24 protein-coding genes and 1 pseudogene are annotated in these 23926 nt (G+C 66.9%); 7 read left to right on the top strand and 18 right to left on the bottom strand.

Annotated elements, in window-relative coordinates; all coding sequences use genetic code 11:
- Positions 1 to 188 precede the first annotated feature (188 nt).
- The 9 genes from SBI67_RS08275 to SBI67_RS08235 all read right to left on the bottom strand — a co-directional run bounded on the left by SBI67_RS08275 (position 189) and on the right by SBI67_RS08235 (position 7411).
- Positions 189 to 884, bottom strand: a complete 696-nt coding sequence (locus SBI67_RS08275; RefSeq protein ID WP_318980077.1) for a sirohydrochlorin chelatase — start codon at positions 882 to 884, stop codon at positions 189 to 191.
- On the bottom strand, positions 881 to 2026 hold the full coding sequence (locus SBI67_RS08270; RefSeq protein WP_318980076.1) for a uroporphyrinogen-III synthase: 1146 nt from the start codon (positions 2024 to 2026) through the stop codon (positions 881 to 883). The genes SBI67_RS08275 and SBI67_RS08270 overlap by 4 nt, the downstream gene beginning before the upstream one ends.
- A 203-nt stretch (positions 2027 to 2229) precedes the next feature.
- On the bottom strand, positions 2230 to 2769 hold the full coding sequence (locus SBI67_RS08265) for a GNAT family N-acetyltransferase (protein WP_318980075.1): 540 nt from the start codon (positions 2767 to 2769) through the stop codon (positions 2230 to 2232).
- Positions 2770 to 2813: 44 nt separating this feature from the next.
- The gene (locus tag SBI67_RS08260) at positions 2814 to 3695 is read right to left on the bottom strand and encodes a 5-oxoprolinase/urea amidolyase family protein (protein WP_318980074.1); all 882 of its coding nucleotides are present in this window, start codon (positions 3693 to 3695) and stop codon (positions 2814 to 2816) included.
- Positions 3692 to 4339 (bottom strand): 5-oxoprolinase subunit B family protein, encoded by a 648-nt coding sequence (locus SBI67_RS08255; RefSeq protein ID WP_318980073.1) that lies wholly within the window; start codon positions 4337 to 4339, stop codon positions 3692 to 3694. Before SBI67_RS08255 ends, SBI67_RS08260 begins: the two co-directional genes overlap by 4 nt.
- Before the next feature lie 74 nt (positions 4340 to 4413).
- A complete protein-coding gene (locus SBI67_RS08250; RefSeq protein WP_318980072.1) occupies positions 4414 to 5097 on the bottom strand; it encodes a queuosine precursor transporter in 684 nt (227 codons plus the stop codon).
- Positions 5098 to 5134: 37 nt separating this feature from the next.
- Positions 5135 to 6046, bottom strand: a complete 912-nt coding sequence (locus SBI67_RS08245; RefSeq protein ID WP_318980071.1) for an ABC transporter substrate-binding protein — start codon at positions 6044 to 6046, stop codon at positions 5135 to 5137.
- A gap of 65 nt (positions 6047 to 6111) precedes the next feature.
- Positions 6112 to 6804, bottom strand: coding sequence for a maleylpyruvate isomerase family mycothiol-dependent enzyme (locus tag SBI67_RS08240; RefSeq protein ID WP_318980070.1), 693 nt, complete (start codon positions 6802 to 6804; stop codon positions 6112 to 6114).
- A gap of 10 nt (positions 6805 to 6814) precedes the next feature.
- Complete coding sequence (locus tag SBI67_RS08235; protein WP_318980069.1) at positions 6815 to 7411, bottom strand: TetR/AcrR family transcriptional regulator C-terminal domain-containing protein; 597 nt, start codon at positions 7409 to 7411, stop codon at positions 6815 to 6817.
- 189 nt (positions 7412 to 7600) lie between these two features.
- On the opposite strand from SBI67_RS08235, the gene SBI67_RS08230 reads away from it, so the two are divergent.
- The 3 genes from SBI67_RS08230 to SBI67_RS08220 are packed head-to-tail and all read left to right on the top strand — an operon-like array spanning position 7601 to position 11583.
- Positions 7601 to 8602 carry an agmatine deiminase family protein gene (locus SBI67_RS08230; RefSeq protein WP_318980486.1) on the top strand — a complete coding sequence of 334 codons (1002 nt, stop codon included), beginning with the start codon at positions 7601 to 7603 and terminating at the stop codon, positions 8600 to 8602.
- Entirely contained in the window at positions 8603 to 10228 is a 1626-nt protein-coding gene (locus SBI67_RS08225; protein WP_318980068.1) for an amidohydrolase, read from the top strand.
- An 11-nt stretch (positions 10229 to 10239) separates the two neighbouring features.
- Positions 10240 to 11583: an APC family permease gene (locus SBI67_RS08220; RefSeq protein ID WP_318980067.1), complete on the top strand. Its 1344-nt coding sequence runs from the start codon at positions 10240 to 10242 to the stop codon at positions 11581 to 11583.
- Between the two features lie 88 nt (positions 11584 to 11671).
- Here SBI67_RS08220 and SBI67_RS08215 read toward each other — a convergent pair whose 3' ends face one another.
- Positions 11672 to 12076, bottom strand: coding sequence for an organic hydroperoxide resistance protein (locus SBI67_RS08215; RefSeq protein ID WP_318980066.1), 405 nt, complete (start codon positions 12074 to 12076; stop codon positions 11672 to 11674).
- A 113-nt stretch (positions 12077 to 12189) separates the two neighbouring features.
- On the opposite strand from SBI67_RS08215, the gene SBI67_RS08210 reads away from it, so the two are divergent.
- A complete protein-coding gene (locus tag SBI67_RS08210; protein WP_318980065.1) occupies positions 12190 to 12636 on the top strand; it encodes a MarR family winged helix-turn-helix transcriptional regulator in 447 nt (148 codons plus the stop codon).
- A gap of 7 nt (positions 12637 to 12643) precedes the next feature.
- Here the strand turns inward: SBI67_RS08210 and SBI67_RS08205 are convergent, their stop codons facing one another.
- The 4 genes from SBI67_RS08205 to SBI67_RS08190 all read right to left on the bottom strand — a co-directional run bounded on the left by SBI67_RS08205 (position 12644) and on the right by SBI67_RS08190 (position 18474).
- Positions 12644 to 13669 carry an alcohol dehydrogenase catalytic domain-containing protein gene (locus tag SBI67_RS08205; protein ID WP_318980064.1) on the bottom strand — a complete coding sequence of 342 codons (1026 nt, stop codon included), beginning with the start codon at positions 13667 to 13669 and terminating at the stop codon, positions 12644 to 12646.
- A 3-nt stretch (positions 13670 to 13672) separates the two neighbouring features.
- Positions 13673 to 15580 (bottom strand): flavin-containing monooxygenase, encoded by a 1908-nt coding sequence (locus SBI67_RS08200; RefSeq protein ID WP_318980063.1) that lies wholly within the window; start codon positions 15578 to 15580, stop codon positions 13673 to 13675.
- Positions 15581 to 15745: 165 nt separating this feature from the next.
- Positions 15746 to 16411: a response regulator gene (locus tag SBI67_RS08195; RefSeq protein WP_318980062.1), complete on the bottom strand. Its 666-nt coding sequence runs from the start codon at positions 16409 to 16411 to the stop codon at positions 15746 to 15748.
- On the bottom strand, positions 16408 to 18474 hold the full coding sequence (locus tag SBI67_RS08190; protein WP_318980061.1) for a histidine kinase: 2067 nt from the start codon (positions 18472 to 18474) through the stop codon (positions 16408 to 16410). Before SBI67_RS08190 ends, SBI67_RS08195 begins: the two co-directional genes overlap by 4 nt.
- Positions 18475 to 18648: 174 nt before the next feature.
- Between SBI67_RS08190 and SBI67_RS08185 the strand changes: the two genes are divergently transcribed.
- Both SBI67_RS08185 and SBI67_RS08180 read left to right on the top strand, forming a co-directional pair.
- Positions 18649 to 18957: a hypothetical protein gene (locus SBI67_RS08185; RefSeq protein WP_318980060.1), complete on the top strand. Its 309-nt coding sequence runs from the start codon at positions 18649 to 18651 to the stop codon at positions 18955 to 18957.
- Between the two features lie 414 nt (positions 18958 to 19371).
- Positions 19372 to 20274: a helix-turn-helix transcriptional regulator gene (locus SBI67_RS08180; RefSeq protein ID WP_318980059.1), complete on the top strand. Its 903-nt coding sequence runs from the start codon at positions 19372 to 19374 to the stop codon at positions 20272 to 20274.
- Between the two features lie 13 nt (positions 20275 to 20287).
- On the opposite strand, the gene SBI67_RS08175 is transcribed toward SBI67_RS08180, so the two are convergent.
- The gene (locus SBI67_RS08175) at positions 20288 to 20881 is read right to left on the bottom strand and encodes an MmyB family transcriptional regulator (RefSeq protein ID WP_318980058.1); all 594 of its coding nucleotides are present in this window, start codon (positions 20879 to 20881) and stop codon (positions 20288 to 20290) included.
- A 9-nt stretch (positions 20882 to 20890) separates the two neighbouring features.
- A pseudogene (locus SBI67_RS29095) lies at positions 20891 to 21142 on the bottom strand (helix-turn-helix domain-containing protein); the annotation flags it as partial.
- A 182-nt stretch (positions 21143 to 21324) separates the two neighbouring features.
- Here SBI67_RS29095 and SBI67_RS08170 point away from each other — a divergent pair.
- Positions 21325 to 22266: an SDR family oxidoreductase gene (locus tag SBI67_RS08170; protein WP_318980057.1), complete on the top strand. Its 942-nt coding sequence runs from the start codon at positions 21325 to 21327 to the stop codon at positions 22264 to 22266.
- Between the two features lie 34 nt (positions 22267 to 22300).
- Here SBI67_RS08170 and SBI67_RS08165 read toward each other — a convergent pair whose 3' ends face one another.
- Together SBI67_RS08165 and SBI67_RS08160 are read right to left on the bottom strand one after the other, a co-directional pair.
- The gene (locus SBI67_RS08165; protein ID WP_318980056.1) at positions 22301 to 23041 is read right to left on the bottom strand and encodes a DUF2306 domain-containing protein; all 741 of its coding nucleotides are present in this window, start codon (positions 23039 to 23041) and stop codon (positions 22301 to 22303) included.
- A 71-nt stretch (positions 23042 to 23112) separates the two neighbouring features.
- Positions 23113 to 23811 (bottom strand): cutinase family protein, encoded by a 699-nt coding sequence (locus SBI67_RS08160; protein ID WP_413232449.1) that lies wholly within the window; start codon positions 23809 to 23811, stop codon positions 23113 to 23115.
- Between the last annotated feature and the right edge of the window lie 115 nt (positions 23812 to 23926).

Here is a 23926-nt window from a genome sequence, read left to right as displayed (position 1 = left end):
CTAGTTCAGCGTTATGTCAGGTACCGCACCCAGTGGCAAGTTGAAATGTGCTGCGAGATTTGGTATCTCCGACCGATCTATGCCCAGGTGTCCAATCGGTTGCCGCCGTGAACGGTTAGCTGGTGCTGGCTGGGATCGAACCAGGAGCGGGAAGAGCGGGCCGACGCGACCGATTGTGACGTTGCTGGCTACGCCGCCACGCGCATCCCGTCGACCCGGGCGCGGCGGAACCGGCTGGCGATCAGGCGCACCATGCCGGGGTGGATGCCGAGTGGGTCACCGACGATATCGGCACCGGAGGTACGCAACCGATCCTGGAAGAGGCCGTCGGCGAGCAGGTAGGACGCGACCGCCACCCGCCGTCCGCAGCGGCTGCGGGCGGCTGAGACCGCGTCCCCGACGGTGGGGGTGCCGGTTGCGGCAAAGGCGAGTTCCACACGGTCGCCGGTGAGCGCCGACAGCATGGCCGCGGTTCGGCGCAGATCGGATGCGGCACTGGGATCCGACGTTCCCGCCGCCGCCATGATTACCGAATCGCCCGTACGCCAACCTGATTCGTACAATCGATCGGCCATCACCCGAACCGTGCCCTGGCACGGCCCCAGTGGCGGGGTGACCACCACGCGGCGGTGCCCGCTGGCGGCGACGTGGGCGGGCACGTCGACCCGGACGTGATAGCCACCGGCCAGGAAAGCCGGCACCACGACGGCCGGTTCGTCGTCGGATAACGAGTCGAGCACTTCGCGCGGGGTCGGTCCGAGCACGTCGACGAAGGCCACCCGCACCTCCCGGTCCAGTACCGCGGACACCCGCTGGGCGAGCTCACCGATCATGTTCACGCCGCCGGCCTTGCGGGTGCCGTGCGCCACCAAGATGTAGCTCATGCGCCCACCGGGAATTCGTCGACCGCCAACCGATATCCGCGCTTGACCACTGTCGCGACGATGTTCTTGTCGCCCAAGGCCGTTCGCAAACGCAACACGGCGGTCTCCACGGCGTGGGTGTCGGTGCCGCTGCCAGGCAGGGCGCCCAGCAGATCGGCGCGCGACACCACCGCACCCGGCCGGTGCGCCAAGGCGCGGATGGTGGCCATGCTCGCCGGCGGCAGCTCCTTGACCACCTCGTCGACCATCACACAGGTCCCGCGGATCTCCAGGACGTGCCCGGCGACGCGGATGCGGCGGGATTGCAACAGCGGCAACTCGTCGGTGATGTGGCGAGCCAGTGCGCCCAGTCGCATCCGCTCCGGAGACGAGGTCGGCACGCCAAGTCGTACCAGCGGCCGGGCGGTCACCGGACCCACACACATCGCATGCACCGTGGTCCGCAACGCCTGCAGCAGTGCGTCCTCCACGTCGAGCTCGGTCGCTCGCATCAGCATGGCCGCGACCGCGGGCGCGGAGGTGAAGCTGACGGCGTCGTAGCGCTGATCGGCGATGCCCATCACCAGCTGGTCGAACGCGCCGCCCCGCGGTGCGGGATGCCAGCGGTAGACCCGGATCGGGACCACCTCGGCGCCGGCTGCCTCCAGCTCGTCGAGGAATTCGGGGAACGGGTCCCATTCCTCGGTCGCACCGTGCAACTGCACCGCGATGCGCATGCCGACGATGCCGCCTTCCAACAGGTAGTGCAACAGCTCGCGGGAGGATTCGGATTCCGGGGACCATTCCTCGGGCAGCCCGGCCGCGCGCAGGGCCCCGGTGGCCTTGGGGCCGCGCGACACGATGCGTGCCTTGGACAATGCGGCGGTCAGTTCGTGGGCGAGCCCCCAGCCGTCGGCCGCCGCGATCCAGCCGCGCAGGCCGATGCCGGTGGTGGCGATGACGATATCCGGCGGCGTCGCGATGAGGGCTTCGGTATTGGCCCGCAGCTCGTCGTCGTCGGGTAGCGGCACCATGGTGATGGCGGCGGCCGACGTCACGTCGGCGCCACGACGGGTCAGCAAGGCGGCAAGCTCCTCGGATCGGCGGGCCGAGGTGACGGCAACCCGGAACCCGGTGAGCGGAGCCCAATCAGGTTCAGTCATGGCACCTGTGTATTCAGGGCATGTTTCGGTCGGGTTAATCGGCTGTTGCGCATGTGTGTCACCTGGGCAGATGAGCGTGGGCGGCGGCGCATGCGGACCACGGTAAGAAGGCAATGTTGCGCTATCACTGCCTGCGATATCCCAGCCGTGAACTTCCGCTCACTATCGGCGGAATACTCCTGTGAGGTCGGGACGCCCGGCCCTCACCAGACGTCACCGTCGCGCCAATCGCAGGTCAGCGCCCCGTCGAGGTCGAGTTCGGCGGTGACCGGCAAGACGTAGACGCCCCCGTCGTCCTCGGGGGTGCGGGTGATCCCGGACGGCGCCAACACCGACGTCTCGCCGCGCCACTGGCGCCAACCGCGACCGGCGTACAACGTCCGGCCGGCGTCCGATGAACTCAGCGCACCCAATTCGTAGGCGCCGCGCAGCACCTGCTCCAGGGCGTCCAGCACCGCGGCGGCCAAGCCCTGACCCCGCCAGTCCTCGCGCACGGCCACGGCCTCGACGTAACCGCAGCGCAGCGCCCGGCCCTGGTGCAGTAGGCGTCGCGCAACGACGGCGCCGTGGGCGATGATCGCACCGCGATGGCACACCAGCGCGTGCATGCCCCCGAGGGCGTGCTCCCAGTCGGCGCCGGTGAACTCACCGTCGAACGCGTCGTGCACCATCTGCCGGGCATCGTCGCGTGTGTCACCGTCGAGGTCGGCGGTATGGATCAGGCGTGCGGTGTGTACCCCCACCCTGTCGTTGTACCAGCCCGGGCGCCGGACCGAGTCGAGTTCGGTTACTGCACCGGACCGCGCGGGTGTGACCAGTGCAGCCGGATGGTCTGACCGGGCCGAGCCTGACCGACGCGGTCCAGGTCGGCATCGGTGATCACACCGATCACCGGATAACCACCTGTCACCGGATGATCGGGCCCGAGGATCACCGGAAAACCGTTGGGCGGCACCTGGATTGCGCCCCGCGTGGCACCCTCGCTGGGCAGCTGCCGGTCCGGCCAGCGGTACTCGAGTGGCATGCCGACCAGCCGCATCCCGACCCGGTCACTGCGATTGGTGACCAGCCAGTTGGTGCGCACCAGGATGTCCGGGTCGACGAACCAGTCGTCCCGCGGCCCCGGCACCACATCCAGCTCCAGGATGTCGCCCTCGATCGACGCCACCGGCGCCTGGTCCAGCTCGGGGAAGTCCGTGGTGTGCTCGCCGACTGGCAGTACGTCCCCGGCGCGCAGCGGGGCCGGGCCGATCGCCGACATCACGTCATAACTGCGCGAGCCGAGTACCGGTGCCACGTCGATACCGCCCCGCACCGCCAGATAGCTGCGCAGGCCCGAGTGGGGCGCACCGAGCGAGATCACCTCGCCGTCATGGGCGTAATGGATGCTGTTGGTCCCGAACGGTTTTCCGTTGACCGACGGATCGGTGTCGGCACCCGTCACGGCGATCGCGACGTCGCCGCCGCGCACCCGCGCCGAGAATCCGCCGAAGGTCACCTCGACCGTGGCGGACTCACCCGGGTTGGCGACCAGTCGGTTGGCCAGTGTGTGGGCCCGGCGGTCGGCGGCACCGGATCGGGTGACTCCCATATGGGCCAGGCCGGGCCGGCCCAGGTCCTCCACCAGGGCCAGCGGGCCGGTGCGCAGTACTTCCAGCGTGACGCTCATGCTGCTGCCTCCTGGAATCGGACGGTCATCCCGGGTACCAGCAGTGCCGGTTGATCACGGTTGATATCCCACATCACGGCGTCGGTGCGCCCGATCAGCTGCCAGCCACCCGGCGTCTCGCGCGGATAGACCCCGGTGAACTCACCGGCCAGCGCCACCGCGCCGGCCGGGACCCGGGTGCGCGGTTCGTCGCGGCGCGGCACCTGCAGCCGGGGATCGCCGCCGACCAGGTAGGCGAAACCCGGTGCGAAACCACCGAAACCCACCTGCCAAAGGCTGCCGGTGTGGGCGGCGACGACCTGGGCGCGGCTCAGCCCGGTCAGCTCGGCCACCGCGTCGAGGTCGGCGCCGTCGTAGACGACGTCGATGACCACGTCCGGCCCGGCCGGGGCCGCCGCATCGCCATGGTCGGCGCGCAGCTTGCCCAGCCGTTGCCGGGTCGGGGCCAGGTAGCGCGGGCCGGCCAGCTTGAGCAGGATGGTGCGCGACGCGGGCACGATATCGACGACGCCGAGCAGGTCGGCATTTCGGATGGCGGCAGTCCACGCCAATACTTCGGCGGTGCTGCCGAACTCGAGGAGCAGGGCCTGATCCCCGTATTCACGAACGGTGCTGAGCACCGGTGACTCCGTTGTGACTGTCATCTGCCAACGCTACCGCCGGGTAACAACAATGCGGGGCGCTCTGGGAGCTTTGCCAGAGGAGCCTTAGCGCCTATTTAAGCGGCCAGCGCGTACGTCGGCTCGTGGCGTTTGACGTATGCGATCACCCGGTAGGTGATCGGCAGCATGACCACCTCGACGGCCGTCTTGTAGAACCATCCCAGCGCCGTATAGACGGCCAGGTCCTTGAACGTGGTGATGCCGATGGCGCCGGCGGCGATGGTGCAGAACACCAGCGTGTCACCGAGCTGCCCGGCGAAGGTCGACCCGACCAGCCGCGCCCACAGGTGCTTCTCCTTGGTGCGCTCCTTGATGGCCACCACCACCCATGCGTTGATGGTCTGTCCGACGATGAAGCCCGCCAACCCGGCGATGATCAGCTGGGTGTAGGCGTGCACGACGTTCTCCAGGTGTGCCTGGTTCTCGTAGAAATCGGCGGCCGGCAGGTAGAGAGTGACCCAGAACATCAAGGCCGCCAGGATGTTCATCGCGAAGCCCAGCAGGATCGCCTTGCGGGCCGCTTTGAATCCGTACACCTCCGAGAGCACGTCGCCGATCACATAGGTCAGCGGGAAGACGATGAACCCGCCGTCGGTCAGGATCGGGCCGAACGCCACGCCCTTGGTCGCGGTGACATTGGAGATGATCACCAGGGCGGTGAACACCGCGACGAAAATCGGATAGTAGGCCGAGCCGGTCTGCGCGAAACGAGTCGGCTCACGGTTCTCGGTGCTGGTCACCCGGACATCTTGTCAGGCCGTTCCTGGGCGCCGGTTGTTAGCCCGCCGCCGCCAGCAGCGGTGGTAGCCGGTCGGCGACCACGGGCAGCGACAGCGGCGAGGTGTAGGCGATGGCGGCGGCCAGTTCGGGATCGGTGAAGACGTTGTGCTTTCCGTGCGCGGCGATCGCCGGGTCGGCCAGCAGTGCGTCGCGGGCCGCATCCCCGTCGGTGGTCCAGATCAGGACGTTGGCGGTGAGCTTGTCGACGGCGATGCGGCTGTCGGTGGACGGCTCGGTGAAGCCGAGTGCGGTGAGCCAGTCCGGATGGTCGACGCGCGCGTGGCCGTCGTCCAGGGCGCCCTCCAGCAGCAGCGCGGTCCGTCCGGTGAACGACGGATTGCTCTTGGCCGCCGCGGCGAACTTGTCGTCCACCCCTTTGACCAGCTGCTGCATCTCGTCGTGTTTGAACACGGCCTGGCCGATGACGGTGGCCTGGTCCTTCCACGGTTCGAAGAAGGCGTCCTGACCGGACTGCGGGATGGTCGGGGCGATGCTCGCGAGCTTGGTGTAGGTGTCCTTGTCCAGGCCGGCGTTGGTGGCCACGATCAGATCCGGTTTCAGTGCGGCGATGGCGTCGGTGTCGACACCGTTGGCCAGGTTCAACACGGTCGGCTGTGCCGAGCCGAGTTTCGCGACCGCCCAGGGCCATACCCCGAAGGGCTGCGCCCCGAACCAGTCCGTGATCGCGATCGGCACGACCCCGACCGCCAACAGGAAGTCGTGGTCGTTGAGGCCCGCGCTGACCACCCGGGTGGGCGGGTGCGGGATCTTGGTCTCGCCGAACGCGTGCTTGACGGTGACCGATCCGTCGTTGGCGACGGTGCCGGGCTTCTGTTGCCCGCACGCGGCCAGCAGGGTCACCCCCGCGGTCATCGCCAAGAAGCCGCGCCGGGACAGGTGAGTCGGCACGCTGGCAGACTAGCCAACTCGCCGGCCGGCGTCCGCGCAGGTGACCACAACGGCGCCGGGTGTGTCTACGGTGTCAGCGCCAGCCCCAGGGTGCGGCGGACGGCGGCCTCGTCACCGTCGATCCGCGCGGTGGCGGGCAGATCGAGGCGTTTCCACAGCCCGAGGTACAGCGTGGCGGCATCGGCGGTGATGGTCGCGACGGGTTCGCCGGTACCCAGCGTCCAGCTGTGCCCGGTATCGGTCGCCACGATGTTGACGGTCTCCGAGACCGGTGGTGTGCGTTCCATGCGTACCTGTCGGGGATAGAACACCGTCAGGATCTCGTCCACACCGTCGGCCGCGAGAGCCGGCGCGAAGACCGGAGTCGTACCGAAGGCCGCTTCCAGGTCGACGCGGTGGATGGCGTGCTCATGGGCCTGGCGGCGGATCCACCAACCCGCCGTACGGGGCGGCGCCCCGAAATTCCAGCACGGCTCGTCGGGGCTGATCGCGCGCATCGCGGTCAGGTAGTCAGGGATGCCGTCGACGAAGTCGGCGACCGGCGCGGGGCCGGGTTCGGGGGTCGGTTGCACTTCCCGGGCGCGCAGGATCAAGCGCACCCAGCTCTGGATCACCCAGAGGTGGGCGAGGAGGTCGGTGACCGTCCAGCCGGGGCAGGTCGGCACCGGACGGTCTAGGTCCGGGCCGCCGGCCAGGGCCGTCTGCTGGATGGCGATCACATCGTTCTGCAGTTGCCGGAGCAGTGCATCGTTGTCCACCCGGGGCAGATTACGCGGCGCCGATACCCCGCAGCAGTACGGTCAGGCCGAACTCGAACGCCTGCTCGGCGCGGTCCGGCCGGTTATCGCCGGTGGTCAGTGCCGCGGCGAACTCGGGAACCACGTCCGGGCTTGTGCCCCAAGGAGTTTCGGGAGCCGCGGCGTCGAGTGCCGAGCCGAGCACGAAGTTGTCGATCAGGGTGATGATGTGCAGGGTCTCGGTGGGCCCGAATCCGGCCCTGGTGAGCGTGACGGCCAGCGCGTTGTACATCTCGACGGCGTGCCGGCTGCTGACCGGATAGGCCGTCATCAAAGGGATCAGTCGCGGGTAGCGGGCATAACTGCGCCGGTAGGAGCGCATGATGTCGGCCACCACCTCGGGCCACGGGCCGTCGAGTGCGGGCAGCTCGACCTCGTTCATCGCCAGCTCGCGCAGCAACTCGACGATCTGCTCGCGGCCGCTGACGTGGTTGTACAACGAGGACGGCCTGACCTTGAGCTTGCGGGCCAGGTCAGGGATGGTGAAACCGCCGTTCGCATTGACCAGATCCATCGCCGCCCGCGCGATGCGGTCGGTGGACAGGATCGGAACTGCAGGACGGCCCATATGAACTTCCCCCGAACACTTGCGAACCCGTGGCTTCCATCACACAATAAACGAACTTGATTCGTTTTAGGGGTACTTACATGCTCACCGTGACCGCTGGCGCAGCGCAACTGCCCTCGCGTGGCACCGCCTCGGACCAGTCGGCGATGGCTGCTGCCGAATGAGGGCCGCGGCGTGACCCGTTATCTGATGCCCGCCGAGGGCGCGACCCAGGACCGGATCTGGATGGCATTCCCATCACAGGGCTATTCGCTGGGCGACAGCGAATCCGAACACCACGAGGCACGCTCCACCTGGGCTGCCGTCGCGCATGCCATCTGCGAATTCGAACCGGTCACCATGCTGGTCGACCCCGCGGAGCTGGCCGCGGCCAAACGCTATGTCTCCCAGGAGGTGGAGATCGTCGAAGTGCCGCTGAACGACGCCTGGATGCGTGATATCGGGCCGACTTTCGTGCACGCCGACGACGGCTCGGTAGCCGCCGTGGACTGGGTGTTCAACGGGTGGGGTGCCCAGGATTGGGCGCGTTGGGACCGCGACGCCGAGGTCGGTGCCGTGGTGGCCGAACTGGCCGGTGTGCCGATCGTGAAGTCCGACTTGGTCAATGAGGGTGGGGGCATCCAGGTCGACGGCCGCGGCACGGTGCTGGTCACCGAAACCGTCCAGCTCGATCCGGGCCGCAATCCCGGACTGAGCAAGGCACAGGTCGAGTCCGAGTTGACCCGCACCATCGGGGCCACCGATGTGGTGTGGTTGCCGCGCGGGCTGACCCGTGACTCGCAGCGCTTCGGCACCAGAGGGCACGTCGATATCGTCGCGGCGATCACCGCGCCGGGCCGGCTGCTGTTGCACACCCAAACCGCTGATGAACACCCGGATACTTTGGTGTGCAAGGAGATACGCGATGTCCTCGGCGACCGGTTCGATATCGTCGACATGCCGGCACCGGACACGCTGACCGATTCGGAAGGGTACGTCGACTACAGCTACATCAACCACCTGGTGGTCAATGGCGGCGTGATCGCGTGCAGCTTCGGTGATCCCCGAGATGCCGACGCGGCGGCCATCCTGGCCGACGAGTATCCGGGGCGCCGCGTCGTGAGTGTCGACGCGCGTCCGCTGTTCGAGCGGGGCGGTGGCATCCACTGCATCACCCAACAGCAGCCGTCTCCGATAACCGTGCGCGCGTAGATGTTCCGGCGTAGTGTGCCCTCCGTGCCAACACTGTTTGACAATGGAACTATCTGGACCGGGGCCGAAACCACCGACGCGCTACTGGTCGCCGACGGCGTCGTCGTGGCGCTGGGGGAGCAGGCGCGGGAGGCCGGCGCGGACGAAATCGTCGACCTGGAGGGCGGATTCCTCATGCCGTCCTTCGGCGACGGACATGCCCACCCGCTCTACGGCGGGCTGGAGTCGGCCGGTCCGCAGATCCGCGGGTGCGCCTCGGTGGACGAAATCGTGGCCGAGGTGGCGAGATTCGCCGCCGCGCACCCCGAGCAGGAGTGGATCGCCGGTGCGTCCTACGACGGCAGCCTGGTGCCGGGTGGCTTATTCGATGCGCGTTGGCTCGACGCCGCGGTGCCGGACCGACCGGTGGTGCTGAGGGCCTGGGACTATCACACGTTCTGGGTGAATTCCGTTGCACTGCAACGTGCCGGCATCACCGACGATACGCCGGACCCCGTCCTCGGTGAGATTCCGCGCCGTGCGGACGGCTCCGTGCTGGGCACCTTGCGGGAATGGGGCGCGACCGATCTGGTGAGCAATGTGATGCCCGCCAGGGATGAGGCCGTCCGGATCGCGGCGCTGGGGACCGCCGCGGACTACTACCTGGCCCGCGGTGTCACCTGGGTGCAGGACGCCTGGGTGGAACCCGCCGATGTCGACACCTACGTCGCCGCCGCCACCCACGGTGCGCTGCGCATGCGCTTCAACCTCGCGTTCTACGCCGACCCGCGCCATTTCGATTCGCAGGTAGCCCAGTACGCGGCCGCACGGGATCGGGTGCAACAGGCGGGGTCGCCGCTGCTGACCGCGAACACGGTGAAGTTCTTCGCCGACGGTGTGGTGGAGAACGAGACCGGGGCGCTGCTGCAGCCGTACTGCTCGGGCCTGCACAGTCACGGCATGCAGTTGTGGGAGGGCGATTCGCTGGCCGAGGCCGCCCGCCGGGTGGACGAACTGGGCTTCCAGATCCACATCCATGCGATCGGTGACGCCGCGGTGCGCCAGGCGCTGGATGCCATCGAATACGTCGCGGCGCACAACGGACCCCGGGACCGGCGCCCCGTCATCGCGCACGCGCAGCTGATCGACGACGCCGATATCGGCCGGTTCGGTGCGCTGGGCGTCATTCCCAACATGCAGCCGTTGTGGGCGCAGATGGATGCGTTGATGACGGTGCTGACCATCCCGCGGCTGGGTGCCGAGCGCTCCGATAAGCAGTACCGGATGCGGACCCTCGAAACATCTGGGGCGGCATTGGCTTTCGGATCGGACTGGCCGGTGTCCTCGGGCGCCCCGCTGGACGGCATCGCGGTCGCGGTGTCGCGCCGCACCGCCGACGGCGATCCCGACGGGGGCTGGACACCCGAGGAGATCGTGCCGATCGACCGGGCGCTGTCCTGTTACACCGCCTCGGTGGCGCACCAGGCCTTCGCCGAGAACACCTGGGGGCGCATCACACCCGGCGCCAGCGCCGACCTGGTCTGGCTGGACGCCGATCCCTCCTTGACTGCCGCGCTGGAGCTTCCCCAGCTCCGGGTGCGCGGCACCTATCTGCAGGGCCTGCGCGTGTACGCGGGCGAACAGTGAAAGGCACCACGATGTCCGAGACTCTCTCCGATACCGAAGGCAATCTGAAACGGGTCCTCGGGTTACCGTCGCTGGTCCTGTTCGGGCTGGTGTACATGGTGCCGCTCACGGTGTTCACCACCTACGGCATCGTCACCGAGACCACGGGCGGCCGGCTGTCGGTGGCCTACCTGGTGACGTTGGTCGCCATGGTGTTCACGGCCCGGTCGTACGCGCGGATGTCGGTCGCCTATCCGGTCGCCGGATCGGCCTACACCTACACCCAGAAGTCGTTCGGTGCACCCATCGGTTTCCTGGCGGGGTGGTCGCTGTTGCTGGACTACCTGTTCCTGCCGATGCTCAACTACCTCGTCATCGGCATCTACCTGAACGCCGCTCTGCCTGCCGTTCCGCAGTGGCTCATCGTGGTGATCACCATCGCGGTCGTGACCGTGCTCAACATCGTCGGCATCGTGTCCGTCGACCGGGCCAACTTCCTGATCATCGGGATCCAGGCCATCTTCATCGTGGTGTTCGCCATCATGGCGTTCGTGGCGATCTCGCATTCCGGCACCGTCGACGTGATGGCCCCGCTGCGCGGTGACGGCTCGGCCGGTGGGTTCAGCCCGATCCTGGCCGGCGCGGCGATCCTGTGCCTGTCCTTCCTCGGGTTCGACGCCGTGTCAACCCTTTCCGAGGAAGCCAAGGACCCCAAGCGCACTGTCCCGCGCGCCATCATGATCGCCACCATCGCGTCCGGCGTGATCTTCTTCGTGCTGTCCTACATCTCGCAACTGGTGTACCCGTCCAACCAGTTCGCCGATGTCGACTCCGGTTCCTTGGAGGTCATGACCACCGCCGGCGGCCAATTCCTCAATTCCTTCTTCACCGCTGCCTACGTCGCCGGCGCGCTCGGATCGGCCATCACCTCGCAGGCGTCGGTGGCCCGCATCCTCTTCGCCATGGGCCGGGACGGAATCCTGCACCGCAAGGTCTTCGGCCACGTCTCACCGCGTTTCAGCACACCGGTCTACGCCATCGCCTTCGTGTCGGTCATCTCACTGGCCGCCGTGTTCGTCGACCTCGCCCTGCTGGCCTCGGTCGTCAGTTTCGGTGCCCTGGTGGCCTTCTCGGTGGTCAACCTGTCGGTCATCAAGCATTACTTCGTGGATCTGAAAGAGCGCCGCGGTGCCCAGGTTCTCGGCAGCCTGGTGTTGCCGCTGATCGGTTTCGCCCTGACAGTGTGGCTGTGGACGAGCTTGTCCGGGACCGCCCTGGTCGTCGGGTTGATCTGGCTGGCCATCGGATTCATCTGGCTACTGGCCGTCACCCGCGGCTTTTCCCGGCCCACGCCCACCCTGGACATGGCGGAGTAGTAGGGCTCCTCCCGCGAGCGGCCGTGTCTGCACGCGACACGCCGCACAAGAGTGGCATTTTGGGGCCGCTCGCGAGAGGTACCGCAGGTCAGACGAGGCTGACGGTCACCGGGATGTTGCCGCGGGTCGCCTTGGAGTAGGGGCATACCTCGTGCGCGGCGTCGATGATCTTCTGCGCGACATCGCGGTCGACGCCGGGAATGGTGACGTTGAGCCGGGCTGCCAGCGAGAAGCCGCCGTCGGTGTTGACCAGATCGACCTCGGCGTCGACCGCGGTCTCGGCGGGGAGTTTCACGTTGTACTGACCCGCGGTCAAGCCCATGGCGCTGAGGTAGCACGCCGACCATCCGGCGGCGAACAGCTGCTCGGGGTTGGTGCCGGTGCCGTTGGCTCCTGGCGGCGTGAGCTGGATATCGAGGTTCCCGTCCGAGCTGTAGGACTCGCCTTGCCGGCCACCGGTGGTGTGGGTCTGGGCGGTGTAGACGACGGACATCGTGGGGCTCCTTGTGTCGGTGTGAGCGTTACTGCAACTGGAACGACCGACTCGCGTCAGATCATTCCCATCCGATTAAATCGGATCCGATTATTTTTCGGTAGAGTGGGTGCATGTCCCCCGATGTGCCGAAGCTCGCCGACTTCATGTGCTTTGCGGTCTATTCGGCCAACCTGGCCTACGGCCGGGCCTACAAGCCGATCCTGGACAAGCTCGGCGTCACCTATACCCAGTACATCGCCATCGTCGCGCTCTGGGAGCAGGACCACCAGACCGTCCGGGAGCTGGGCGAGAAGCTGTTCCTGGAATCGAACACGTTGACACCCATCCTGAAGAAGCTGGAATCGGTTGGGCTGGTCACCCGGGCCCGCGATCCACACGATGAGCGCCAGGTGGTGGTCAGCCTCACCGACGCCGGACGCGCGCTGCGGGCCAAGGGCGCCGAGATGGACTTGGTGGCAGCCACCGGATTGACGCTCGATGAACTGCGCACGCTGCAGCGCGGCGTCGCGACGTTACGGGACAACCTGCGCCGACACGTCGAGAACACGGCGCAGTGACCGGCCGTTACGGGCGCAGAAGGACCTTCAGATGTTCGCCCGAGCGGGACATAGCCGCGGCGTAACCATCGGCCGCGGAGTCCAATGCGATTGTGGTGGTGAAGATTCCGCTGACGTCGAGACGTCCGGCCTGTAACAGTGGGATCAGTTCGGGCCAGGTCTGCTGCACCGGCGCGGTGGTCAAACGGATGGTCAGGCTGCGAATGAGGCAGGCCAGCGCCGGGAGTGGATACGGTTGCAGATCGTGGACGCCGACGATGGACACCGTGCCGCCGGTGCGGACGGTGTCGATGGCGTCATTGATGGAGGTGTCGGTGCCCACCGCGTCGATCACCGAATCGGTCCCGAGGCCGTCGGTGTACTCGCGGACGGATTGTCCGGCGGGCGGGGCCACCGGCACGGCACCGCGGGCCGCCGCCCGCTCGCGTCGTGCCGGCACGGGGTCGACAGCGAAAACTGTTGCCGCGCCGAGTGCGAATGCGCTCTGCATGGCGCACATGCCGACCGGTCCCAGGCCGAGCACCGTGACGGTACCACCGATCGGGATATCGGCGCGTTTGGCCGCAGCCCAGCCGGTGGCCAGGTTGTCGGTCAGTAGCAGGGCCTGTTCGGTGTCGATGGCATCCGGTAGCGCCAGCAACTGGAAGTCGGCGCCGGGCACGGCCAACAGTTCGGCCTGAGCGCCGCCCAGCGCTCCGGAACCGAAGATGAGGGGGCCGCCGACGCACCGGATGGGGTCGCGGGTGGCGCATCCGCTGCAGTGGCCACAGCCGGCGACCGAGGAGACCAGAACCTGATCCCCGACGGTGAAACTGCTTACCTCCGAGCCGATCTCGACGACAGAGCCCACCGCCTCATGGCCGAGCGCGACCGGCTCGACGATAGGGTAGTGACCTTCCAAGAAGTGCAGGTCCGACCCGCAGATGCCGGTGGCACTCACCTCGACGATCGCGCCGTCCGGTCCGGGCAACCCCGGGTCGGGGCGGTCCACCACGTCGATCTGACCGGCAGCGTCGACGACAACCGCACGCATACGCTAAGCCTCCTGATAATCCGACCACGCGGGTTCTGCTATGGCGCAACGGTATTCGGACAACCGCCATGGGCTGACGGTGTGAATCTCACCGTCGGCGTTCTTGAAGTACGAGTGTGTGACCGACGGGTGCGCCCATACGGTCTTGCCGATCGCCTCCTGGGACTTCGCCCGCCAGGCCGCGGTGGGCTCGGGTCGTGGCTCGATACTGCGCAGCCCCGCTGTGACGAGGTGCTCCAGGCATTGGTTGATATAGCGCATCTGCAACTCGGAGTTCATGATCAGGCTGCCGCCGTGCGCCAGGTGGGTGCCGGGGCCGTAGGTCATGAAGAAATTGGGGAAGCCGGGCACGGTGATGCCGCGGTAGGCGTATGGCCGGGACCCCCACACGGTGTGCAGGTCCACGCCGTTGCGACCGGTGATGGTCATCGGGAACAGCACATCGGTGGCGCGAAAACCCGTGGCGTACACGATGACATCCACGTCGTGCTGTGCGCCGTCGGCCGTGCGAATACCGGTGGGCGTGATGCTCTCGATCGAGGTGCGGACTAGGTCGACGTTGTCGCGCTTGAGGGTGGCCAGCCAGCTGCCGTTGTCCTGCAGGGTGCGTTTGCCGGTGGCGGGATAGTCGGGCAGCACCTTGGCGAGCAGGTCGGGATCGTCGCCGACCTGCGTGGTGATCCAGTCGGTGAACATGATCCGGGCGATGGCGTTGATCTCGCTGACCGCGTTGGCTTGATCGGCGTAGTCCGGGTCGACCCGGGCGGCATCGAGGCCCTTGTCGGCTCCCGGCCACAGCAGCAGAAACCGGTACCAGCGACCGTAATACGGTAGGTGCTGCATGGCCCACCGGACGCCGTCGGGAACCCGGTCGTGGTACATCGGGTTGGGGAACATCCATTGCGCGGTGCGCTGGAACACCGTCAGATGTGCCACCCGATCGGCGATGGCGGGGGCGATCTGGAAACCGCTGGCCCCCGCGCCGACGAGGGCGACGCGCTTGTCGGTGAGGTCGACGCCGTGGTCCCATCGCGCGGAATGAAAGGCGGGCCCGGTGAAGGTGTCGGCGCCGGGGAAGTCGGGAATCTGCGGGCGGTTGAGCTGACCGACCGCGGTGATGACGGCGTCGGCCCGCAGCGTCTCGGTACCGTCCGCGGTGCGCACGGTCACCTGCCAGTGGTCGTCCCATTCCGCCGAGAGCACTTCGGTGTTCCACCGGATATGCGGCCGCAGGCCGTGCCTGTCGACGACGTCGCAGAAGTATTGGCGCAGTTCGGGTTGTTCGGCGAAGAAGTGGTCCCAGTGATTGCTGGGCTCGAAGCTGTAGCAGTAGAGGTGATTGGCGACGTCGACTCGGGCACCCGGATAGCTGTTCTCCCACCAGGTTCCGCCGGGTCCGGCGTTCTTCTCCACGATGGTGAACGGAATGCCCGCCTGCTTGAGCCGGACGCCGGCCAGCACACCCGACTCGCCGCAGCCGATGACGATGACGTGGAAGCCCTCGGCACCGGTGAGGGGCCTGGGCCGGCGGGGATCGGCACCCTGCAGGTCGAGTTCCTCGAGAACCAGTGGCACGTTGTCCTCGTCGACGGGTTCGCAGGCCGCCCAGTCGAGCATCTCGCGCACCAGGTCGTCGGGTAGCGGCTCGGGGATGGGGCAGCCACGGTCGCGGTAGTCGGCGATGATCGGCAGCGCGACGGCGCGGGCGCGGGCTTTGTCCTCTTCACTCATGAAGCCCTGGACCTCGTTGAGGAACAGGCCGGCCTGTTTGAAGTCCCGGATATAGGACGGGTCGCCGGTGAGGTGCACCAGGGAGAGCAACAGGGTGGGAATGCTGACGTCTTCCAGGGCCGCGGCGATCTCGGCGTCCGGGGTGTCGAACGGCTGCCCGACATGGAAACTGCGCGTCACGGCTAGTTACGCTACGTTGCGTAGCGTTATAGGGCAAGGGTGGTTGATGGGTGCTCTGGGCGCTATGGCAGTTGTCGATCGACGACGGGACCCAGGCGATGCGCCCGGGCGATCATCGACCACACGCTGTGCTTTGACGCCGACGCGGGGTTAACGGTGGGTGGTTCAGCGGCGTTCGCCGAGTCCGGCTTCACGTGCCCGCACGATGGCCGCCGAGCGGTCGGCCACCTGCAGTTTGGCGAAGATGTTGGACACGTGGTTGGCCACCGTTTTCGGTGAGATGACCAGCCGCCTGGCGATGACAGCGTTTCCGTGGCCGGCGGCGATCAGCTCGAGCACCTCGTTCTCCCGTTCGGTCAGTTCAGGGAAGGGGACCGGGGCCGGGCCGTGCGGGTGCGCGAAGTAGTCGATGAGCCGGTGGGCGATCGCCGGTCCGAAGATGGCTTCGCCGTGGGCTGCGGCCTGGATGGCGCGCACGATCTCGTCCTGTTCGGCGCCTTTGAGTAGGTAGCCGCGTGCACCAGCCTGCATGGCGGCGAACACCGAGGTGTCGTCTTCGAACATGGTGAGCACCAGGATGGCGACGGTGGGGTCGGCGTCCATGATTTGGCGGGTCGCTTCGATGCCGTCGGTTTCGGGCATCTGCAGATCCATGACCACGACGTCGGGTTCGAATGCCTTGGCCGCGGTGATGGCTTCGGCGCCGGTGCTGGCCTCGGCGACCACCTCGATACCGGCGGCCACCGAGAGCACGGTGCGCAGGCCGCTGCGTACCAGCGGGTGGTCGTCGGCGATGACGATGCGGATCGGGGGTTGTGCGGTGGTGTTCATCGTTGCCGCAACGGTAGTTTCGCGAGCACCCGGGTGCCACCTTCGGCAATGGGTTCCACCGACAGGGTGCCGCCCAATTCGCTCGCGCGTTCACGCATGGAGGCCAGCCCGACGCCGGGCATCCAGGCGGCCCCGGCACCCACCCCGTCGTCGATGACCTGAACTTCGAGGGCGCCGTTCATCGAGATGCGCAGCAGGCAGTGATTGGCGTTGGCGTGCCGCGCCACGTTCGTGACGGCTTCGGCGCCGATGCGGTAGGCGGCCACTTCCACGGCGGCGGGCAACGGTGGCAGGTCGGCGGGAGCTTCCACGCTCACCCGTAATCCGTCGGCGCGGCCGCTGCCCGCGCGGACGAACGCGGCCGCCTGTTCGCGTAGCGCCCGCACCAGTCCGAGTTCGTCCAGCGCCGGCGGGCGCAGGTCGTAGACCAGGCGCCGGATCCCGTCGATGGACGCTTTGACCTCCGCGCGCAGTTGCACCAGCAGTTCGTCGGCTGCTGCCGGGTCGGTGCGCAAGACGTTGCGGGCGGCATCGATCTGCAGGGCCACCGCGGTCAGCGTGGGCCCCAAACCGTCGTGCAGATCACGGCGGAATCGTCGCCGTTCCTCCTCCAGCGCGGCCACCAGCCGCTCACGTGAATCCTGTAATGCCACGGTCAGCGCGACGGCGTGCACGGCGACGCCCGCCTGGCGTGCCACGTCCTCGAGCAGTCGGCGGTCGGCGGGCGTGAAACTGTCATCTCCGCTGCGGGCGGCCAGCACCAGCGACCCGACCGGCGCACCCTGGTACTGCAGTGGCAACCTCAAGGCGATCGGTGCATCATCTCCATAGGAGGCAACGATTTTCGGGTTATCCGTGGTGGCGTCGCCCAGAATCCGATTCGGCACCTCGACGGCGACGTAGGGCAGTTTGAGCGCGTGGCCGACGGTTTCGACCAGGCGCGGCAGCACCTCGTCGGGGGCCAGCGTCGATTCCAGGCGTTGCCCGAGCTGGGACAACACCTCGTACGGTTCGTCCCGCGCGCCGTAGAGCAGCCGGTTGGCGCCGCGCTGCAACCGATACCGCAGCGGGTTGAACGCCGCGGCCACCACACCCGTGGCGATCAACGACGGGATCAGCCCGGCGCTGGCCTGCAGGACGGCCCCCGACGCGGCCACGATGGCGACGTACATGGCCAGCACCAGGATGGTCAGCGCACCGTAGACGAGGGACCGCTTGAGGATGACGTCGATGTCGTACAACCGGTACTTGAGCACCGCCACCGTGATGGTGCAGATCAACAGGGCCATGTGCAGCTTGAACGCCAAACCGCTCGGGGTGCCGGGCGCGATATAGCCCATCGCGATGGTGACGGGCAGGAAGACCGCCACCGAGGCCAGCCACTTGAGCTGCAGCCGTTCCTCGCCGCGGGCTCGCCGGAAGCGCAGCAACAGGCTGACCACCCCGACGATGAGCACCAGATCCAGCACGGCGTCGGCGATCCGGTGGGCCTCGGTCAGCACGTCACCCCAGGCGTCGATTCCCACCGGGTTGTCGATGGCGGCAAGGCTCGTCGCCTCGGCGACCATCGCGCCCGGACGGAAGACCTGGGCGATCAGCAGCACGGCGGTGGCCACGGCGGCCACGCCCAAGACGGGCGCCCAACGCCGGGACAGCAGCTTGCCGTCGGGGAACACCAGCAGCACGGCAGGGATGACGCCGATGTAGAGCACCCAGGACCAGTTCGACAGCCACAGCGCCCATTGGCCACCGGGCAGGTCGTGACCCGGCGTGAGCAGTGTGTACACCGCGTACTCACTGCCCAGGGCGGTGGCGGCGGCGGCCAGGCTGGCTCCGCAGAACAGCCAACCGAACGGATTGCGTGGCCGCTTGGTGACGATCAGAGCGCCGGCGGCGGCCCACGCGAATGTCTGCAGCACCGTGGCCGTCCAGAGTTCGGTCTTCAGCCCCGAGGTGTCGAGCGTGCGGTTCATCCAATGCATCACCACCGTGATCGCTGCCAGCAACACGGCCAGCCCGGCGACTCCACAGGCCATCCGCACGGCACCCCGCCAGAACGTCATGGATCCAGCATGAAGCAAACGGCTCCCGCCGTCATGGGTGCACATTCCCGACCGTTCCGGGAATCAGTGCACCGGGAAAACCTCCCGACCGATCGGGTGCTGGCGCCCGTGTCCCGAGGTGTCTGGGCAAGCCATGTTGGTCACATCAGCGTCAGACCAGCGAAAGGCAAGATTATGCGAACCCATCCCGTCACCGCCCTCACGGCGGCCGCGCTCATTACCGGCTGCGTGGCGGCCGCCTTCTCGGCGACCGCGTCGGCCGCGCCCACGGGCCCGTCGAACGCCCAGGACACCGTCAATTCGCTCAAGGCGCAGGGGTACACGGTGATCCTCAGCCGGACCGGGACGGCGCCGCTGACCAAATGCCTGGTGCACGCCATCCGTCCCGGCCAGGAAGTCACCCGCAGTGACAGCAGCGGCCCCGGCGACACGTTCACCACGGTCGTCGTCTCGAAGTCGATCTACCTTGATGTCGAGTGCTGAGCACTCGCTCGGATGAGGTGCTGAGCGGTCGCTCCGGTCAGACCGGGAAACCGAGCGGCCGCCGCTGCTCGCGGCCGTCGTCGGTGACAGGTACGGTCTCGACGCTTCGTGGCAGGGCTGGAACCACGCCGAAAGTCGGCCCCCGCTTGGGGTCTCTTTGGGCGGGTTGACGCTGCGCGTCATCAGCGCCGATCTGATGAAGACACCGCGCAGTCGTGCCGAACGTGTGACTTTCGGCCGACCCTCCGATCACGTGTGGAATCGGCGCAGCGTCAACGCACGCTCGACGGCTTGCGGAATCGCCAGAGCCCCACCAGGGCCGGCCAGTCCGCGGATGTCAGCTCACCGCATGCCCGCGATCGGGGGGTGTGCGAGTCCCTGGATGTTCAACTGGGTAGCAAGAAGAATGGGAACATGGATCAACCTCAGCTCGCCGAATTCCTCCGTAACCGGCGAATGGCACTGACTCCCGAAGACATCGGGTTGCCCAGCGGCCGGCGACGTCGCACCAGTGGACTACGTCGCGAAGAGGTCGCCTCACTGGCAATGATCTCCACCGATTACTACTCCCGGATGGAGCAGCAGCGCGCTTCGCAACCATCGGTGGAGGTGGTGGCCTCGTTGGCCAAGGCGCTACGCCTCTCGCTGGACGAGCGTGATCACCTGTTCCGCTTGGCGGGACACAATGCGCCTGCGCGCACTCCCGGCGGCACTGAGGTCAGCGCTGCGATGGTGCGCATACTGGATCGACTACACGACACGCCGGCTCAGGTGATGTCCGCATTGGGGGAGACCCTGGTGCAAACCCCGCCGGCCCGGGCACTTCTCGGCGACGAGACACGGTATGAAGGGCTGGCCCGCAGCATCCTGTACCGGTGGTTCACCGACGAGACCGCGCGCAGCGTGTATCCGGTCGAAGATCATCTAAAGGTGGGGAGGTCTTTCGTGGCGGGTGCTCGCATCGCCTACGTGCGTGACGGGGCGACATCCCGCGCGGCCCAGATTGTCGACTCGCTACTCCAGCGCAGCCCGGAGTTCGCAGAGCAGTGGGCGCAACACCATGTCGATCAATCTCACGAGTTGGAAAAGCGGATTGTGCACCCGCGGTTGGGCGTTCTCGATCTTCAGTGCCAGGTTCTCCAGGATGTGGCGCACTTGCACACGTTGCTCGTGTTCACCGCCGACCCCGCGACCGAGAGCCGCGCCAAACTCGCAGCACTCTGCGCCGCACCAGACGAATACCAGCGCGACGTTCCCACCGACGTCAGTCTTGTCGAAGTGCCGGCCAGACGTCAGGATGTCAACGGTAGGTCGTGAATGTTGCGGCGCATCAGCCGTTGAATCGGTGGTTGCCGATGACCGACAACAGCTGCAATGTCGTCTCGTCGGCTGAACCTGGAGCCGCGTGGTAGATGACAACCCGCTGGCTGCGGTCGGCCAGGGTAAGGACCTCGCGCTGCAACTCGAGTGGGCCCAGAGACGGATGGACGAAGCAACGCGGCTCGATGGTGAACGGTTGTTCTCTCAGGTCGCCACTCTTCCACAGTGTCGCGAATTCCACACTGCGACTGAGTAATACGATGATCAGATCGGTCACCGACTGGCTGGCTCGCGTACTGGATTGGGTACGTCGCAGGTCGGCCGCGATCTCCACACTGATCGCGCGGTGATCGATGGGCGCGTAGCGTTGCCGCTCGTCGGGGTCGAGGAACCAGCGATAGTAACCGCTGCGGGCTCGCCCGGTATGCCTGCTCAGATCCCCGATCAGCGATCTGGAAGCTCGGGTCTGCCAGAGCACCTCGCCTACCGGGTCGACGGAGTGTGCGGGTGTGTCGGCGAGCCTGTCGAGCAACAGCATCACTCCCGGATCGACGTGGGCGTAGCCCACATCAATGTCGACGGCATAACCGGCGGCCGCGAACAACGCGTCACGTTCCTCGCGGGTGAACCGAAGACCCCGCGCAATACTGGCCAGAGTGGCGCGCGACGGACTGCTGCCCCGGGACCGTTCCAGCCGGCTGTAGTAGGTGGTCGATATCGAACAGAGTTCTGCGACTTCTTCGCGACGAAGCCCGGGAGTGCGTCGGCGCCTACCCCGGACCAATCCGACGTCCTCAGGCTGCAGCGTTCGGCGCCGAGCTCGCAGCAACTCCGCCACGTGGTCGAGATCGACATCCGGGGACATCACGTGTCGATGATGCGGCCCCTTACCGCCCCATGGAAGGACCTGCATATCCGCGGATCCGCCATCCGTGGACGCCGACCGGGGGACTGTCAGTCAGGGGATATCTGCGGCCTGAACCCATTTCCACCAGCGTGCCATAGTCGGGAGCACCGGTACACATCGGTGAAACTGAGGAGAGCGGAATGAGCAGGAAATCAAAGGTTTTCGTGCCGGATATGCGGGGGCGTCTGGCAGTGATCACGGGCGCGAGCGACGGCATCGGGTATGCGCTTGCCACCACACTGGCGTGCGCCGGCGCCGACCTTGTGCTTCCGGTGCGCAACCTCGCCAAGGGTGACAGGGCTCTCCGCGAGATTCGTGCCATGGCTCCCGGAGTGGACATTCGACTCCTTCCCCTCGACCTGTGCTCTCTGCAGTCGGTCGCTGATCTTGCCCAGAGCCTGCTGAGCGACGGACGCCCGATCAACGTGTTGATCAACAACGCCGGCGTCATGAGTCCGCCCGACCGGCAGACCACGGCTGATGGATTCGAACTTCATTGGGGGACCAATCATCTGGCACACTTTGCGCTCACTGCCCGGCTGCTGCCCCTTCTGAGCGCCGGCAACGCGCGCGTCACCACCCAGTCGAGCGTGTCGGCGCAGATGAACGGGATCAATTGGGATGACCTCAATTTCGAACGTTCCTATTCGGACTCCAAGGCTTACAGCCAGTCCAAGATCGCCAATCTGATGTTCGGTCTGGAGCTCGATAGGCGCAGCATCGTCGCCGGGTGGGGCATCACGAGTAATGCGTCCCACCCCGGGGTGACTCCTACCAACCTTCTGAAGGCCCAGCCGCATATGGGCCGTTCCCGCGACACTACGGGTTTCCGGATGGTGAAGGCGTTCGCTCGACTCGGCCTGCTGAACCGGTCGGCTGAAGAGGGAATGCTCCCCGCCCTGTACGCGGCGACGAATCCGCATGCCCAGGGCGGGAAGTTCTACGGACCCAGCGGTTTTCTGCACTTGTCGGGGCCGGCCGCCGAACAACAGGTCTATCGGCCGGCTCGCGGCGTGGAGGAGGCCGCGCGCGTCTGGGAAAAGTCGGAGGAACTCGTCGGCGTTCAATTCGCCACCCGCTGAGCCGCTTGTCAGGCTTTCTCCGCCGCCCCGGCGTTCACCACCGCGAGTACACACCGAGCACCACAACCGCAGCGGCAACCGAGAGGGCAAGAAGGGATGCGATGCGCCATGCTACGGAACCGTGGCGCCGCCGCGCCCGCAGATACATCTCCGTGATGAGAAGGTTGGGCACGTAGAAGGCGAAAGCCATGATCTGGTCGAACCATCCGGTGAACTGGGGTGTGTGTCCGCCCATTCCGAGGACACCCGCTGCACCGTACTCGAGCCGGTACAGCCACGAGGCGACGACGAGGACGAACAGTCGCACCGCCCAATCCCGATGCGCCGCGACGTCGCCGGCGCGGGCGTGACGAAGACACCGGACGGCCGCTACGAGTACGAGAACCCCGTAGAGGCCGAAACCGACGTCCATGACCGCACCGCCTACGGTGCCGTTGAGCACGATGTAGCCCAGTCCACCAACCGCGGCCAACATCGCCGAACCCACGTACGCCCGTCCGATCGCACGATGCATGACCGGCCACCGACGACGCGCCGCCGTGACGAATTGCACGCACCCCAGCACCATCACGATGACGCCGGCGACCAGATGCAGTACCAACGACGTGGTGGCGACCGGATCTCCGCCATTCGAGAAGCCGGGCGCGAACAGATGCCACTGATCAGGGTCGGCACCGAGCGACGGCGCTAGATACCGCAAGACGATGTACAGACAGAACTGCATGCCGCTCAGGCACAGCAACACCGTGATCCCGGTTGCGAGTTGCCGGTTCATTGCATCGAGCAACCCTGATGTCTTCTGCGAGTGCTCCTGGCCACCTCGATGATCCGGATTGGACACCACCGTCATTGTTCGCGCAGCCGTCCTGCGGCAAAATCGGCGGCCTGGGACGCCATGCCGTTATCGATGTAGGTGCCGTGAGCCGTCCGGTCCAGACCACCGACCGCGCATATCGGGTCCTGTTCGGCGCAGAGGTCCAGCGTCCTGCCCTGGTATGTCGGGCCGATCACCGATGGTGGCGCGTCTTTGACGGCGAGCCTTGTCACGAACATGGATGGACGGCCGAACAAGACGACCGCGGATACGCTATCGGCGACCGCGCCGGTCAACGGCCTGGGCATCGGGGACGGGGAAATGTATCCGGCAGGCATTTCCTCGCTCGTGGCGTAGGCGGCCACGGCTGCACCCTGTGAATAACCACCCAAAACGATGTCGGTGGTGGGGCAACGTTCGGACACCGCGCGAACCCGATTGACGACATCGACGACGCCATCTGCCACGCGGGGGAAATCCAGCGATGCCGGATACTCCACGGCGTGTACGTTCAAGCTCTGATCGGGGAGGCGGGCGCGCAGCGCGTTGATGAATCCCTGTCCCGTCGCACCGATTCCCGGTGGCTCGAAGGTGCCGCGAGCGAAGATCACCTCGACGTCGGGGCACTCGCCGACCGCGGCGGCGGCACCAGGATTTGTCAGGATGGCCACTACCGAGAACAGCACTGCCAAGAGGGTTGCAGCACCCGGAGATCGCCCGATCCAGCGCAGCGCAACAGGCGCGTGTCCGCAGCCTTCCGATGCCGGCGACTCCTCCGCCGCAGCGGACAGGAAGAAGGTGCTGCCCGGGGTGCTCCGTGCCGCGATGGCGTCTCCTCGGATTTCG

Source organism: Mycolicibacterium chengduense (genome assembly GCF_033741155.1).
In the GTDB taxonomy this organism is placed as follows: domain Bacteria; phylum Actinomycetota; class Actinomycetes; order Mycobacteriales; family Mycobacteriaceae; genus Mycobacterium.
The sequence above is the reverse complement of the archived record's forward strand: the minus strand, read 5'-3'. Positions and strand labels throughout refer to the sequence as shown.